We start from the raw sequence: 13,276 nt of genomic DNA on the forward strand, positions 1-13,276 counted from the left end.
GGTGGGCGTCGTGGTGGGCGGGGGAGCGGGTTCGTCCGAATCGTTGTCGTCGCCGCCGCAGGCGGACAGCGAAAACACGAGCGACAGCGCGCAGAAGGCCGCAAGGCCTCGTCTTGCATGGGCGAGCAAGTGGGAAGTGGTTTCCATGGTTCTGTAAGTGTGGATGGGCTGACGGCCCGCAGGGGCCGTTGCCGTCACACAGGACGCATGTCGGGCGGATGCTGCGGGCCACGAGTGCGCCCGGCGCAAGGGGCCGGACGACAGCGATCCAGTATTGGCGCGTCGGATGTCGTTCTTTTTACAGACAGCTGACCCGAAGCTTGCCGTGCCACTTTTTTTGAAACGCAGTGCTAGATGCGTGTCCAGGTGAAAACGAATTCACGAATTGACTTGCCGCTGCGGTAAACGCGCGCGCCCGTCCTGGCCAGGGTGGCCAGGACGGGCGGGGCTTGAAGCCATTACTTCCAGAAGGGCTTGCTGCGCGCCAGGTCGTCGAAGGCTTTCTGCGCTTCGTCCGCCAGTTCTTCCAGGCGCGCGCTGATCCAGCCCAGCGCGAACCAGGCTTGCGGATGCGTGGCGGTACACGACTCGTAGTAGTCGCGGGCGACGGCCAGGTCGTTGATTTCGCCCAGCACGTCCTGCACCTTGGACAGCAGCTTGCGGTAGCCGCGCAGCTTGGCCGCGGGCAGCAGCGATTCCGCGAACGCCAGGCTGTAGCGCAGCCGTTTGCCGCGCTTGCGCAGTTCATGGCGGGTGGGAACGTCCAGCGTGGCGAACTGCGTGCCCTGATCGGCCACTTTGCTGTGCCAGCGGTGCAGGCGGCGCGCCAACTGCTTGTGCAGGTGTTGCGGGTCGGGTTCCGGCGCCAACATGGGGATGATGGTGGGCTTGACGCTGGGACCGGCCATGCCGCCTTCCAGCCGGATGGCGGGCTCGGGCGCGGTGTCGCTGGGCGTGCCGTTGGCAATGGCATGGCCAGGGTTTGCGGGGACCGCGGCCGGCACGTCCAGGCTCCATTCCAGCAGTTCAAGCAGCCAGGCCTGGAAGGCCTTGCCGCCGGCGATGGTCTTGGCGTCCTGTTCGGGCGGCGCGGCCTCCATGGGGATCACGGGCATGCCGGCGCGGATGAGCGCGGGCGCCACGGTCTCGTTCAGCACGTCTTGATCGCGGTTGGCGCCGAAAGCGGCGAAGTGCGTGCGCACGCCTTGCAGCATGGCGTCGGGCACCGGCGCGATCCAGCCATCGAAGAGCTTCCAGGCCGAGCGCAGGCGGCGTACGCCCACGCGCAACTGGTGCACGTGTTCGGAGTTGCCGGCGCGGTACACGCCTTCGGTGTCGACTTCGGCCAGCACCGCGGCGTTGCGCGCGATCTGGTCCAGGCATTCCGCGGCGATGCGCCCCATTGCCTGCGACGGCGTCATGTCGTCGCGCAGCTTTACGGCGGCCGCGCTGCGCGGCGCCCAGAATTGGGCGATGGCCTGGGCCCGGCGCGTTTCAAGGTCGTCGCCCGGGATGGCGTCCACGTCGGCCAGGCGTTGCGCCAGTTGGGCAAGCGCGTCGCCACGTTCGGACTTGCTGCGGGGATCCAGCACCAGGCTATGACGCTGCTGCCACCCGCGTGCACAAGCGAAGATGGCGGCCGGGCGGCCGGACACCAGTTCGAATTCCAATTCCGAGATGGGCAGTTCCAACGTGCCGGCGCGCAAGATGCCGGTGTCGTACGCAAGTTCCACCGTGCCGAAGCGCGTGCGGACTTTGCGCAGCAGGCGCTGCACGTCGGTTTCGTAGCGCAGTCCAAGTTCGCCTTTGACCGCGGACAGCGCGGCTTCGACCTCGGTGCCGGCATACACCGACAGGTCCAGCACGGGACCGGGACGCGGGTGATTCAATTCAATGCGGGTGATGGCGTTGATGCCTGGCATCTTCAGCGTCTGCACCCAATCGCGGCCTTCCTGGCGCAGCCGGATGGCGATGCGCGCCCGCGCAAGTTCGCGCTCCGGCGTGTCGAAATACATGGCATGCAAGCGGATGCGCGTGGCCTCGCGTTGCTTGATCTCTTTCAGCACGGCCTGGCGCGAAGCCGTGGGCACATGCAGTTTCAATTCCTGTTCCGACATGGCGGGGGTGTCCAACGGCAAAAGCCGAGATCTTAATCAACCCGGAGGCGGGATTTGATGACCGTTCATATTTTGTTCACATTGAGCATAGACGTGAACGGAGCCTGTGGACAAGCCGCGTGCTTTTACCGGGCAAGAAAAAACGCCGCCCTTTTTCAAAGGCGGCGCCAAGGAGCGCTGGTCAGGGGAAACCGACAAGCGTAAAACAGGGACGCGATCAAAGAATGCGTTTGCGCGCCTGCGTGATGATGATTTCCGCCAGTACGACCACAATGAAGATCGCGGCCAGCACCAGCGCCACGCGGTCCCATTGGAAGAGGTTCAGCGCGGTGTCCAGCGCCATGCCGATGCCGCCCGCGCCTACCAGGCCCAGCACGGCGGATTCGCGCACGTTGATGTCCCAGCGCAGCAGCACGATGGACCAGAACGCCGGACGAATCTGCGGCCAGTAGGCGTACCACAGCACCGATGCCTTGCTGGCGCCGGTGGCGGTCACGGCTTCGATGGGCCCGCGCTGCGCTTCTTCGATGGCTTCGCCCACCAGCTTGCCCACGAAACCGATGGAGCGAAAGGCGATGGCCAGCGTGCCGGCCAGTGCGCCCGGTCCGAAGATGGCGATGAACAGCAGCGCCCACACCAGCGAATTGACCGAGCGGCTGGACACCAGGATCAATCGCGCCAGCATGTTGATGGTCTTGCTGGGCGTCAGGTTATTGGCTGCCAGCAGGCCCACCGGCACCGCCATGAAGACGGACAGGATGGTGCCCAGGGTGGCGATGTGCAGCGTTTCGATCAGCGCGTGGTGCACGCCGTCGGGGTAGTAGGCCCAGTCGATCGGCCACATGCGGCGGAACAGGTCGGCCATCTGCTCGGGGGCGTCATACAGGAATTCCGGTATGACTTCCACGCCGCGAATCGCTTGCGCGATGGCCGCGACCACCAGCAGGTACAGCGCAAAGCGCAGCAGCCGCTGGCCCATGCTGTAGCGCTGCCAGACGCGAGGGGAACCCGCGGGGTTCAAGGTGGAGGCATGGACGTTCATTCTTCCACCTCCGCCTTGCGCGCCGCTGGCGTCTTGCCGGAGCCGATGCCGCGGGCCCCCGCGAAACGGCCTTGCAGGATGCGGTCGAAACCCAGGTTGTCCAGGAACACGGCGCGCACGAAGCCCGCGATGATTTCACCCAGCATGATGATGGCGATGAGCGTCAGCAGGATGGCGCTGACGAAGTCGTAGTCGAAGCGCTGGAAGGCCGAGAACAGGGTGCCGCCCACGCCCCCCGCGCCCACGATGCCCACCATGGTGGAGTTGCGCAGGTTGGAATCGAACTGGTAAGTGGCAAAGCCGATGAAGCGCGCGAACACCTGCGGCAGCACGCCGAAGATGATCACGTTGGCAAACGACGCGCCGCTTGCACGCACGGCTTCCACCTGCTTGAGCGAAATTTCCTCGATGGCTTCGGTGAACAGCTTGCCGATGAATCCGATCGACGCCACGGTCAGCGCCAGGATGCCCGCCAGGGCGCCGAAGCCCACGGCCTTGACGAACAGGATGGCGACGATCACCGGGTGCAGGGCGCGGCACAGCGCCACCAGCGAACGCGCGGGCCACGACACCCAGGCGGGCATCATGTTGCGGGCGCCAAGCAGGCCCACCGGCAGCGCGAACAGGATGCCCAGCACCGAGGCCAGTACCGCGATTTCCAGGCTTTCCGCGATGCCCTTCCACAAGGTCGCGGGCTTTTCGAAATTAGGCGGGAACATGCGCGAAAGAAACGTCGACGCGTGCCCCATGCCGGTTTCAAAGCGCGCCCAGCTGAAATCCAGCTGCGCGCCGGCGTAGATCGTGTAGATCACCAGCAACACCAGGCCCGCCTTGGCGCGCCGGGACATGGCGAAGGGGCGGACGCCCCGGGGATGCGTCATTCCAGCCAAGACTCGCCTCCGTAAATGGTCTTGAGCATGGTCGCGTCCAGGCCCTGGCCATCGCCGTCGTAGACCACGTGCCCGCCGGACATGCCGACGATGCGGGTGGCGTAGCGGCGGGCCAGTTCCACGTCGTGGATGTTCACGATGACGGGAATGCCGGTCGCGCTGCCCTGGTCGGACAGCAGCTCCATGATTTCAACGGAGGTCTTCGGGTCCAGCGACGACGTGGGTTCGTCGGCCAGCAGCAACTGCGGGCGCTGCATCAGCGCGCGGGCGATGCCCACGCGCTGGCGCTGGCCGCCCGACAGGGCATCGGCGCGCTGGTCGGCAAAGCCGGCCAGGCCAACGGTATCCAGCAGCTTGTAGGCGTGCTCGATGTCTTCCGGTTCAAAGCGGCGCATCCAGGCCTTGAGCGCCGAGGTATAGCCCAGCCGGCCGGTCAGCAGATTTTCCATCACGGTCAGGCGTTCGACCAGGTTGTATTCCTGGAACACCATGCCGATGCGCCGGCGCGCGCGGCGCAGCGACGCGCCGCGCACGCGGGCCAGGTCCACCGACCCATCCTTGGACTGCAGCACGATCTCGCCCTGAGTGGGTTCGATCAGCCGGTTGATGCAACGCAGAAGCGTGCTTTTGCCGGTGCCGGAAGGGCCGATGATGGCGGTCAGCCCCTGGCCGGCGATTTCAAGGTTGATGCCATTGAGAACCGGCCGGCCGGCCCGGTATTCCTTGACCAGGCCGGAAATGCGTAGCGACGTCGTCATGCTGGATTACTTCTTGCTCTTTGCGGATTCGCGGTCGTAGGCGGCGCGGTTGAAGCTCTCGCCACCCGATTCAGCCACCTGGCGGACGATGGCCCAGTCCTTCTGGTAGGTCACCGGATAGAAGCGGTCGGCGCCGTCGAAGGCCTTCGACATTTCCGCGGGGAAGCGGTAGTCGTAGAAGCACTTCAACATCTGGTCGCGGAACTTCGGTTCCAGGTCATGCGCGTAGGCGAATGACGAGGTGGGGAATTTCTCGCTCTTGTAGATCACGCGGAAGTCGGCTTCCTTGACCTGGCCGCGTTCGACCATGCGCTTGAACACGTCCGAGGCCACGGCGGCGGCGTCATAGTCGCCGGAGTTCACGCCCATGACGGATTGGTCGTGCTTGCCCGAGAAGATCACCTTGTAGTCCTTGTCCGGCGTCAGGCCTTCCTTGGGGAACAGGGCCACGGGCGCCATGTGGCCCGAATTCGACGACGGCGCGGTGTGCGCCAGCTTCTTGCCCTTCAGGTCAGCCAGCTTCTGGTAGGGGCTGTCTTTCTTGACGATGACGATCAGGTTGTAGCCCTGGAAGCCGTCGGCATAGCCCTTGACGGCAAACGGCACGGCGCCCGCGATGTTCACGGCGAAGGCAGTGGGGCCGGTCGAGAAGCCGCCCACGTGCAGGCGGCCCGAGCGCATGGCTTCGATTTCCGCGGCGTTGCTTTGCACCTGGTAGAACACCACGCGCTTGCCGGTGCATTCCGACAGGTGCTTGGTGAAGGGCTTGAAGATGTCTTCGTAGACCGCCGGGTCTTCCACCGGGGTGTAGGTGAACACCAGCGTCGAAGGCGTCTTCAACTTGGACGCGTCGGTGGGCGTATCGGCCACCAGGTCCTTGTTGTTGTCGCAATACATCTGGTCCAGATCGCCCCGGTTGGAGCAGGTGTCGGCGGCCTGGGCGGTGGCGCCGCCAACGGCGAATGCGGCCAGGGCGGCCGCTTGCAATAGACGCATCGCGTGCATGGTTTGTCTCCTCTTGTGGGACGAATTTGAATATTCGCTGAATTCAACCACACAAGCGGGGACGGGCACACTTGGGAAAGTCCCTGCCTTTCTTTTCGTCTTTTGTTCGAATTGTTCGTTTTATGTTCGTTTATTTTCGATCATTCGAACGTGTCGGGTATGCGACTGGCCAGGATCCGCCGGTTCAGCCCCGGTAACCCAGCTTGCGTGAGATCTCCTGCGCGCAGGCCAGCAGCGGGCGCGCGATCGTGCCGTCCCAGCTCACGTCGAAAAGACCCGTGGGCCCCAGGCTGGTCAGCCCCAGGACGATGTTGCCGGTGTTGTCGAATACCGGCACGGACAGGGCGTCCACGCCGGGCAGCGGATTGCCCAGCGCGCGGGCCATGCCGTGCACGCGGATATCGGCTAACTGGGCTTCGATATTGGCCCGTGATGCCTTGCGCGGGGGCGGCACGCTGGCGATGACGGCCGTGTCGCCTTCTTCGCGAGCAATGTAGTGTTCGCTGACCTTGGGCGGCAGCCAGGCGGCAAACACCAGCCCGGTGGCGGTGTGCAGCATGGACATGACGGTGCCCTTGCGCATGTTCACGTGGACCGGGTAGCTGGCTTCGGTCATGTGGATCATGGTGGGCCCGTGCGAACCCAGCACCGCGATGCCCAGCGTGTGGCCGATCTCGGATTGCAGCTTGGCGATCTCGGGCATGGCGATGCGCACGGGGTCCAGCCGTTGCAGGCTGACCAGCCCCATCTGCAGGGCGAAGGGGCCAAGTTCGTACTGACCGGTAATGGTGTCTTGCTGCACCAGGCCAACGCGGATGAAGCTGACCAGATAGGGGTGCGCCTTGGCGGACGTCATGCCCGCGCCCGCAGCCAGGTCGCGCAGGGTCAGGGGCTTGGCGGCGTCCACCAGGGCGGCCAGCAACGGCACGCCCACTTCGATGGACTGGATGCTGCGGCGGCCGTCGTTGGCGGCGGGGGCGGGGGTCTTGGTGGTGGCCACGGGATGCGGACCTCAGGCCGGTTGCGCGTGCGGCGATTGCACGGACTGGCGGGCCGCCAGCAACCGGTCCGCCATTTCAACGAAACCCGCGCCGCCATGGAACGCCGCGACGAAAGCGGGGCGGTGCGTCAGGCGGTGCAACTGGGCCTGGATGTTGGCCACGCCGACCGAAATAGGGAAGTACGCGAACATGGGTTCGTCGTTGGGCGAATCGCCAATGAACAGCGTGCTGTCCAGCGCGCTGGCCACGTCCGCGCCGAATTCGCGCTGGAACATCGTGCGGGTCATGGTCAGCTTGTCGTAGTCGCCGAACCAGCCGTTGACGTGGATGGAACTGACTTTGGCCTGGGCGCCGGCATCGTGGAAGATCTGGACGATCTTGCTGACGGCCGAATCAGGCAGCGCGGGCACGTCTTCGCAGAAGTCGATGGCCAGGTCGGCCACGCGATAGTCCTGGTCGCTGGCGACGGCCGAGCCCGGCACCTCGGCCAGCACGCGGTCTCGGATGGCGTCCAGTTGCTTGCGGCTGGCCTGGCGCGACGCCGCGTCCGTCCAGTAGTGGGTCGTCATGCGGCGGGCCTGGCGGTCGTAGGCGTAGTAGAACGCGCCGTTCTCCCCCACCACGGCGCGCACCGGCCACATGCGGGCGATGTGATCGCACCAGCCAGCCGGGCGGCCGGTGATCGGCACGACCTGGATACCCGCCTGTTCCAGGCGTTCCAGCGCGGCGTAGGCGTCGGCCGGCAGGCGGCCCTCGGTGGTCAGCGTGTCGTCGATATCGGTCAGGACGACGCGAACCGCCGACGCGACGGTCAAAGGCATGGCCGCAAGGGCTTGCATGGGTTTTATCCTCGAGGGGGGTGTCGTTTTCAGGGGGGTCTCCGGGCGAAAGTTTAACCGGATGCCCCCCGCCGGCAGCCGTTCTGACGGCTCGATAGGGGATCTGGCGCCAGGGGCGCTAAAATCCGGGCTTTCCCGCCTGGTTTGCGTGCCCGCCATGTCCGTCCAGTTGTCCTCTTTGCCCGGCTCCGAGCCGGAATCCTTCGGTATCGCTTCGGTTGCCGAGATCATCGCCGAGCTTCGTGCCGGCCGCATCGTCATCCTGGTTGACGAAGAAGACCGTGAAAACGAAGGCGACCTGGTCATGGCCGCCGAATTCGTCACGCCTGAAGCGATCAACTTCATGGTCACGCACGGCCGCGGCCTGGTGTGCCTGACGCTGACCGAAGAGCGCTGCCGCCAATTGGAGCTGCCGATGATGGCGGCCCGCAATGGCACGCGATACGGCACTAATTTCACGCAGTCCATCGAGGCCGCGGTAGGCGTGGAAACCGGCATCTCGGCCGCCGACCGCGCCCGCACGATCCAGGTGGCGGTGGCGCGCGACGCCAAACCGGCCGACCTGGTGCAGCCCGGCCACATCTTCCCGGTGCGCGCGGTGCCCGGCGGCGTGCTGGTGCGCGCCGGCCACACCGAAGCCGGTTGCGACCTGACCGCCATGGCTGGCCTGACGCCCGCCGCGGTCATCTGCGAGATCCTCAAGCCGGACGGCACCATGGCCCGCCTGCCGGACCTGGTGGAATTCGGCCGCCAGCACAACCTGAAGATCGGCACGATCGCCGACCTGATCCAGTACCGCAGCGAACACGAATCCATCGTCAAGCGCGTGGGCAAGCGCCCCATGCAGACGGCCTGGGGCACCTTCGAGGCCGTGGCCTACGAAGACGCCGCCACGGGCTCCGCCCATTTGGCGCTGGTGCATGGTAACGTGAGCCCCGACGTCGAAACGCTGGTGCGCGTGCATGAGCCGGCCTCCGTGCTGGACGTGCTGGACACCGGCGCCAGCCCGCACAGTTGGGGCGTGGCAAAAGCGTTGCAGGCGATTGCGGCTGCTCCGGCAGGAGTGCTGGTGTTGATGAACTGCCAATCGTCCACCGAGCACCTGTTCGGCCAGATCGCCGGCTGGAACGACCCGAAGGCGCAGGCCGACGCCGCCGCCAGCACCGACCGGTTCGGGCTGCGCACCTACGGCATCGGCGCCCAGATTCTGCGCGACCTGAATGTAGGCCAGATGAAGCTGCTGGCCCGGCCGCGCAAGATGCCCAGCATGGCGGGCTTTTCGCTCACCATTACGGGTTACGATTGCGACCCGCTGAATACTTCCGCAACACACTGAAGGCCGACACATGAACCCTTACATCCTTACCCCCGACCTGAACGGCGAAGGGCTGCACATCGGCATCGTACGCGCCCGCTTCAATGAAGAAATCGGTCAAGCCGAACTTGAAGCGTGCCTGAAGGAACTGGCCGAACTGGGCGTGGACGAACGCGACGTGATGGTCGCGACCGTTCCCGGCGCCCTGGAACTGGGCGTGGCCCTGTCGCACATGGCCGAAACGTTCGAATTCGACGCCTTGATCGCGCTGGGCGCCGTCATCCGTGGCGAGACCTATCACTTTGAAGTGGTCAGCAATGAAATGGCCATGGCAATCACCCGTATCTCCCTGGAAACCGGCATCCCCGTCGCAAACGGCGTGTTGACCGTCGACACCGACGAGCAGGCGCAAGCCCGCGCCGCCGGCAAGGGCCGCGATTGCGCTCAGGTGGCCGTTGAAATGGCCAACCTGGTGGCGGCGCTGGAACCCGAGGAAGAAGACGAAGACGACGAAGACGAGGACGAAGATTTTGACGACGAAGAAGACGACGACCAGCGCTGATAGCGCGGCGCAAGCCCGCGCCAGCGCGCGCAGCGCCCGCCGCCGTGCACGCGAATTCGCGCTGCAGGGCGTGTACGCGTGGCTGCTGCGCGGTGGCGAAGGCACGCAAGACGCCGGCGAGATCGACGCCCATCTGCGCGACACCGAGGATTTTTCCGAGGCCGACGCGCAGTGGTTCAAGACCTTGCTGCACGGTGTCCTGCGCGAAGCGCCCGCGTTGCGCGAGCGTTTCACGCCCTATGTCGACCGCCCGCTGGCCGAGCTGTCGCCTGTTGAACATGGCATTCTGCTGATCGGCAGCTTCGAACTGATTCATCATGTCGAAGTGCCGTACAAGGTTGCCATCAACGAAGCGGTCGAGCTGGCCAAATCGTTTGGCGGCACCGACGGCTTCAAGTTCGTCAACGGCGTGCTCGACAAGCTGGCCGCCGACGTGCGTGCGACCGAAGTCCAGGCCGCCGCTAGGAGGTAGGCCCCCCCCGAGCGCTGCGCGCCTCCCCCCAGGGGGCGCCCCTGCGGACCGGCGGAGCCGGCTCCGCGTGGCCCTGTTTTTGGGGGCATTTGCTTCTTGCGATGCGCGCGGCGGCTCACCCGTTGCGCGCACGGCGCATGATTTGGGGACTGTACGTCCCATGTGGGCGTTAATGCCGGCCGGCCGTGCCGGATAGCGGAGTCGCCGTGGCGTCCGAATTCGATCTGATCGCGCGCTATTTCACCCGGACCGCGCCGGCAGGAATGCTGGGGGTGGGCGACGATTGCGCCCTGTTTCCCGTGCCGCCTGGCGAACAAGTCGCCACCAGCACCGATCTGCTGCTGGAAGGCCGGCATTTCTTTCCCGACGTAGACCCCCGCGCCCTGGGCCACAAATCCCTGGCCGTGAATCTTTCCGACCTGGCCGCCATGGGCGCCCGGCCGATCGGCTGCGTCCTGGGGCTGGCCTTGCCGCGCCTGGACGAGCCCTGGCTGGCCGCGTTCGCGGACGGCTTTCACGCGCTGGCCGCCGCGCATGGCTGCCCCCTGATCGGGGGCGACACCACGCGCAGCGCGCATGACATGGCGATCAGCGTCACCGTATTTGGCGCCGTGCCCGCCGGCCAGGCGCTGCGGCGTGACGGCGCGCAGGCTGGCGACGACATCTGGGTATCGGGCGAGCTGGGCGCGGCCGACGTGGCCTACCGCTTGCTGGACGGCCAGTATCCGGCCGATGCGCCCTTGCTGGCCGCCACCCGCGGCGCGCTGGAATGGCCGCAGCCTCAGGTCGCGCTGGGATTGGCGCTGCGCGGCGTCGCGCACGCCGCCATCGACCTGTCGGACGGCCTGCTGCAAGATCTGGGCCACATTCTGGCCGCCAGCGGGGTGGGCGCGTCCATCGAGTTCAGCCGGATGCCGGTGGCCGCCGCCTTGGCGGCGATGGACGCCGCGCCGTTGCAACGCGCGGTGCTGGGCGGCGGCGACGTCTATCAGTTGTGCTTTACCGCGCCCGCCGCCAAACGCGACGCCGTCCAGGCCGCTGGCCTGGCGGCCAACGCCCGCGTGACCCGCATCGGCCAGACGCTGGCGCAGCCGGGCCTGACCGTGCTGGACGGGCAGGGCCAGCCGATGACCACGCTGCCGGCCGGTTTCGACCACTTTCCCGCGGCGTGATCCCCTGCGGATCCGCCTGCTTTTACCGACATTCCCCTCTACCCCCGGCCCAGGAACGCCATGTCCCTTACCGATAAGCCATCCCCGTCCATGCGCGAACGTTCGCGGGCCGAGTATCCGCCGCTGTCCTGGATATGCCGCGATCCGGGCCGGCTGATCGCCTTTGGCCTGGGCAGCGGCTTGATCCGTCCGGCGTCGGGCACCTGGGGCACCTTGCTGGCATGGGGCATCTGGGTGGCGGCCGCGCCTGCCGCATCGGACTTGGCGATTGGCGTGTTCCTGGCCCTGGCTTTCCTGTACGGGTGCTGGGCCTGCCATCGCGTGGGCCGCGAACTTGGGCAGGCGGATCATGTCGGAATGGTCTGGGACGAGATGGTGGCGTTCTGGCTGGTGCTCTGGCTGACGCCCGCCGGCTGGGTGTCGCAGTTGCTGGCGTTCGGGCTGTTTCGCCTGTTCGACATCGTCAAGCCGCCTCCCATCAAGTTCTTCGACGCTCATATCAAGGGCGGCTTCGGGGTTATGTGGGACGATATCGTGGCGGCCGGCTATGCCTTGCTGGTGATGGCGTTGGTCGCGCGTACAGGAGTCTTGGGATGAACGAGCAACAAGAAGCGGGATCACGTTTGAATCTGTCGGCCGCGCAGTTGACCGAGGCGACGACCGTCGGCCTGGCCGAACAACTGGGCGACGCGATGCGGCGCCATGGCTGGATGCTTGGCACCGCGGAATCCTGCACCGGTGGCTTGCTGGCCGGCGCGATGACATCGGTTGCCGGTTCAAGCGAATGGTTCGAGCGCGGCTTCGTCACCTATAGCAACGAAGCCAAAGTGGCCGAGCTGGATGTTTCACCCGATGCGCTGCATCACTTCGGCGCGGTCAGCGAACCCGTCGCGCTGGAAATGGCCAATGGCGTGTTGCTGGTGTCGCCCGCCGCGCATGTGGGTGTGTCCACGACCGGCATTGCCGGACCGGGCGGCGCCACGCCGGGCAAGCCGGTGGGCATGGTGTGCTTCGGCTTCGCGATGCGCGTCGGCGACGGCATCACCAGCCGCGCCGTGACGCACGTGTTCCCGGGGGACCGGACGCAAGTGCGTCAGGCCGCCGTGGAATACGCGTTGCGGGGGCTGCTGGAATTCGTGGGAGCGCCGGTCAACCGGCGCTAGGCGGGTGTTGGCCCCCACGCTGCACACGCTTTGCGTGTTTGCTGCCCCGCGAGGGGGCTTTTTTGCCTTGGGGCGGCCCGGCGGCAAAAAGGCCGCCCGGCCACATCCCAGGATCAACGCACCGCGTTGATCGCGTCGCGCAGGCCCATGGCCGCGCGGCCGGCGGCTTCTCGCCAATCGTCGCCGCCGCTGGCGTAGATGATGGCGCGAGAGGAGTTGATCATCATGCCGCTGCGGGCGGCGTTAGCGCCGGCGTTCACGGTGGCGGTGATGTCGCCGCCCTGGGCGCCGATGCCGGGCACTAGCAGGGGCAGCGCGTCGCCGATGCGTTGGCGGACGGCAGCCAGTTCATTCGGGAACGTGGCGCCCACCACCAGGCCGCACTGGCCATTGGCGTTCCATTTGTCGGCCACCAGCCCTGCGACGTGCAGGTACAGCGGTTCGCCGTTGTCCATCTTCAGGAATTGCAGGTCGGAACCGCCGGGGTTGGACGTGCGGCACAGCACGATCACGCCGCGGTCGCGCCAGGCCAGATAGGGTTCAACCGAGTCCAGGCCCATGTAGGGGCTGACGGTCAGGGCGTGCGCCTGATAGCGCTCGTAGGCTTCGCGCGCGTAGTTCTCGGCGGTGGAGCCGATGTCGCCGCGCTTGGCGTCCAGCACGATGGGCAGGTCCGGATGCTTGTCACGGATGTGCTGGCACAGGGCTTCCAGCTGGTCTTCGGCGCGATGCGCCGCGAAGTACGCAATTTGCGGCTTGAAGCTGCAGGCGTAGGGCGCGGTGGCGTCGACGATGTCGCGGCAGAACTGGAAAATGGCGTCCGGCTTGTCCTGCAATTCGCGCGGAAAGCGTTGGGGGTCGGGATCCAGCCCGACTTGCAGGAGCGAGTTGCTGGTGGTCCAGGCGTGTTCGAGTTTTTGCAGGAAATTCATGGGGGAGT

14 protein-coding genes are annotated in these 13,276 nt (G+C 66.2%); 6 read left to right on the top strand and 8 right to left on the bottom strand.

Annotated elements, in window-relative coordinates:
• Positions 1 to 458: 458 nt before the first annotated feature.
• From CQ050_RS29265 to CQ050_RS29295, 7 genes are all read right to left on the bottom strand, one after another.
• Complete coding sequence (locus CQ050_RS29265) at positions 459 to 2,117, bottom strand: CYTH and CHAD domain-containing protein (protein WP_105560347.1); 1,659 nt, start codon at positions 2,115 to 2,117, stop codon at positions 459 to 461.
• A 217-nt stretch (positions 2,118 to 2,334) separates the two neighbouring features.
• Positions 2,335 to 3,159 carry a phosphonate ABC transporter, permease protein PhnE gene (phnE, locus tag CQ050_RS29270; protein WP_105560348.1) on the bottom strand — a complete coding sequence of 275 codons (825 nt, stop codon included), beginning with the start codon at positions 3,157 to 3,159 and terminating at the stop codon, positions 2,335 to 2,337.
• On the bottom strand, positions 3,156 to 4,040 hold the full coding sequence (phnE, locus tag CQ050_RS29275) for a phosphonate ABC transporter, permease protein PhnE (RefSeq protein WP_105560349.1): 885 nt from the start codon (positions 4,038 to 4,040) through the stop codon (positions 3,156 to 3,158). The genes phnE (CQ050_RS29270) and phnE (CQ050_RS29275) overlap by 4 nt, the downstream gene beginning before the upstream one ends.
• Positions 4,037 to 4,807 carry a phosphonate ABC transporter ATP-binding protein gene (phnC, locus tag CQ050_RS29280; RefSeq protein WP_105560350.1) on the bottom strand — a complete coding sequence of 257 codons (771 nt, stop codon included), beginning with the start codon at positions 4,805 to 4,807 and terminating at the stop codon, positions 4,037 to 4,039. Before phnC ends, phnE (CQ050_RS29275) begins: the two co-directional genes overlap by 4 nt.
• Before the next feature lie 6 nt (positions 4,808 to 4,813).
• Positions 4,814 to 5,812 carry a phosphate/phosphite/phosphonate ABC transporter substrate-binding protein gene (gene phnD / locus CQ050_RS29285; RefSeq protein WP_105560351.1) on the bottom strand — a complete coding sequence of 333 codons (999 nt, stop codon included), beginning with the start codon at positions 5,810 to 5,812 and terminating at the stop codon, positions 4,814 to 4,816.
• A gap of 184 nt (positions 5,813 to 5,996) precedes the next feature.
• Positions 5,997 to 6,812, bottom strand: a complete 816-nt coding sequence (locus CQ050_RS29290) for an IclR family transcriptional regulator (RefSeq protein WP_105560352.1) — start codon at positions 6,810 to 6,812, stop codon at positions 5,997 to 5,999.
• A gap of 12 nt (positions 6,813 to 6,824) precedes the next feature.
• Positions 6,825 to 7,652, bottom strand: a complete 828-nt coding sequence (locus CQ050_RS29295; RefSeq protein WP_105560353.1) for an HAD-IIB family hydrolase — start codon at positions 7,650 to 7,652, stop codon at positions 6,825 to 6,827.
• 157 nt (positions 7,653 to 7,809) lie between these two features.
• Here CQ050_RS29295 and ribBA point away from each other — a divergent pair, with 157 nt between their 5' ends.
• The 6 genes from ribBA to CQ050_RS29325 all read left to right on the top strand — a co-directional run bounded on the left by ribBA (position 7,810) and on the right by CQ050_RS29325 (position 12,336).
• Complete coding sequence (ribBA, locus tag CQ050_RS29300; protein WP_105560354.1) at positions 7,810 to 8,988, top strand: bifunctional 3,4-dihydroxy-2-butanone-4-phosphate synthase/GTP cyclohydrolase II; 1,179 nt, start codon at positions 7,810 to 7,812, stop codon at positions 8,986 to 8,988.
• Positions 8,989 to 8,998: 10 nt separating this feature from the next.
• Entirely contained in the window at positions 8,999 to 9,529 is a 531-nt protein-coding gene (gene ribH, locus CQ050_RS29305) for a 6,7-dimethyl-8-ribityllumazine synthase (protein ID WP_006227613.1), read from the top strand.
• Entirely contained in the window at positions 9,498 to 10,001 is a 504-nt protein-coding gene (gene nusB / locus CQ050_RS29310; RefSeq protein WP_105560355.1) for a transcription antitermination factor NusB, read from the top strand. The genes ribH and nusB overlap by 32 nt, the downstream gene beginning before the upstream one ends.
• Positions 10,002 to 10,207: 206 nt before the next feature.
• On the top strand, positions 10,208 to 11,173 hold the full coding sequence (gene thiL / locus CQ050_RS29315) for a thiamine-phosphate kinase (RefSeq protein ID WP_105560356.1): 966 nt from the start codon (positions 10,208 to 10,210) through the stop codon (positions 11,171 to 11,173).
• 90 nt (positions 11,174 to 11,263) lie between these two features.
• On the top strand, positions 11,264 to 11,770 hold the full coding sequence (locus tag CQ050_RS29320; protein WP_105560357.1) for a phosphatidylglycerophosphatase A: 507 nt from the start codon (positions 11,264 to 11,266) through the stop codon (positions 11,768 to 11,770).
• Positions 11,767 to 12,336 carry a CinA family protein gene (locus tag CQ050_RS29325; protein WP_105560358.1) on the top strand — a complete coding sequence of 190 codons (570 nt, stop codon included), beginning with the start codon at positions 11,767 to 11,769 and terminating at the stop codon, positions 12,334 to 12,336. Before CQ050_RS29320 ends, CQ050_RS29325 begins: the two co-directional genes overlap by 4 nt.
• A gap of 113 nt (positions 12,337 to 12,449) precedes the next feature.
• On the opposite strand, the gene pyrF is transcribed toward CQ050_RS29325, so the two are convergent.
• Positions 12,450 to 13,268 carry an orotidine-5'-phosphate decarboxylase gene (gene pyrF / locus CQ050_RS29330; protein WP_006227618.1) on the bottom strand — a complete coding sequence of 273 codons (819 nt, stop codon included), beginning with the start codon at positions 13,266 to 13,268 and terminating at the stop codon, positions 12,450 to 12,452.
• Between the last annotated feature and the right edge of the window lie 8 nt (positions 13,269 to 13,276).

The sequence above is a fragment of the Achromobacter sp. MYb9 genome, from assembly GCF_002975275.1.
Taxonomy (GTDB): domain Bacteria; phylum Pseudomonadota; class Gammaproteobacteria; order Burkholderiales; family Burkholderiaceae_B; genus Achromobacter.

Coding starts and splice junctions, on each gene's coding strand:
- CQ050_RS29265 (WP_105560347.1), bottom strand. CDS start 2,117: ATGTCGGAACAGGAATTGAAACTGCATGTGCCCACGGCTTCGCGCCAG.
- phnE (WP_105560348.1), bottom strand. CDS start 3,159: ATGAACGTCCATGCCTCCACCTTGAACCCCGCGGGTTCCCCTCGCGTC.
- phnE (WP_105560349.1), bottom strand. CDS start 4,040: ATGACGCATCCCCGGGGCGTCCGCCCCTTCGCCATGTCCCGGCGCGCC.
- phnC (WP_105560350.1), bottom strand. CDS start 4,807: ATGACGACGTCGCTACGCATTTCCGGCCTGGTCAAGGAATACCGGGCC.
- phnD (WP_105560351.1), bottom strand. CDS start 5,812: ATGCACGCGATGCGTCTATTGCAAGCGGCCGCCCTGGCCGCATTCGCC.
- CQ050_RS29295 (WP_105560353.1), bottom strand. CDS start 7,652: ATGCAAGCCCTTGCGGCCATGCCTTTGACCGTCGCGTCGGCGGTTCGC.
- ribBA (WP_105560354.1), top strand. CDS start 7,810: ATGTCCGTCCAGTTGTCCTCTTTGCCCGGCTCCGAGCCGGAATCCTTC.
- ribH (WP_006227613.1), top strand. CDS start 8,999: ATGAACCCTTACATCCTTACCCCCGACCTGAACGGCGAAGGGCTGCAC.
- CQ050_RS29320 (WP_105560357.1), top strand. CDS start 11,264: ATGCGCGAACGTTCGCGGGCCGAGTATCCGCCGCTGTCCTGGATATGC.
- CQ050_RS29325 (WP_105560358.1), top strand. CDS start 11,767: ATGAACGAGCAACAAGAAGCGGGATCACGTTTGAATCTGTCGGCCGCG.
- pyrF (WP_006227618.1), bottom strand. CDS start 13,268: ATGAATTTCCTGCAAAAACTCGAACACGCCTGGACCACCAGCAACTCG.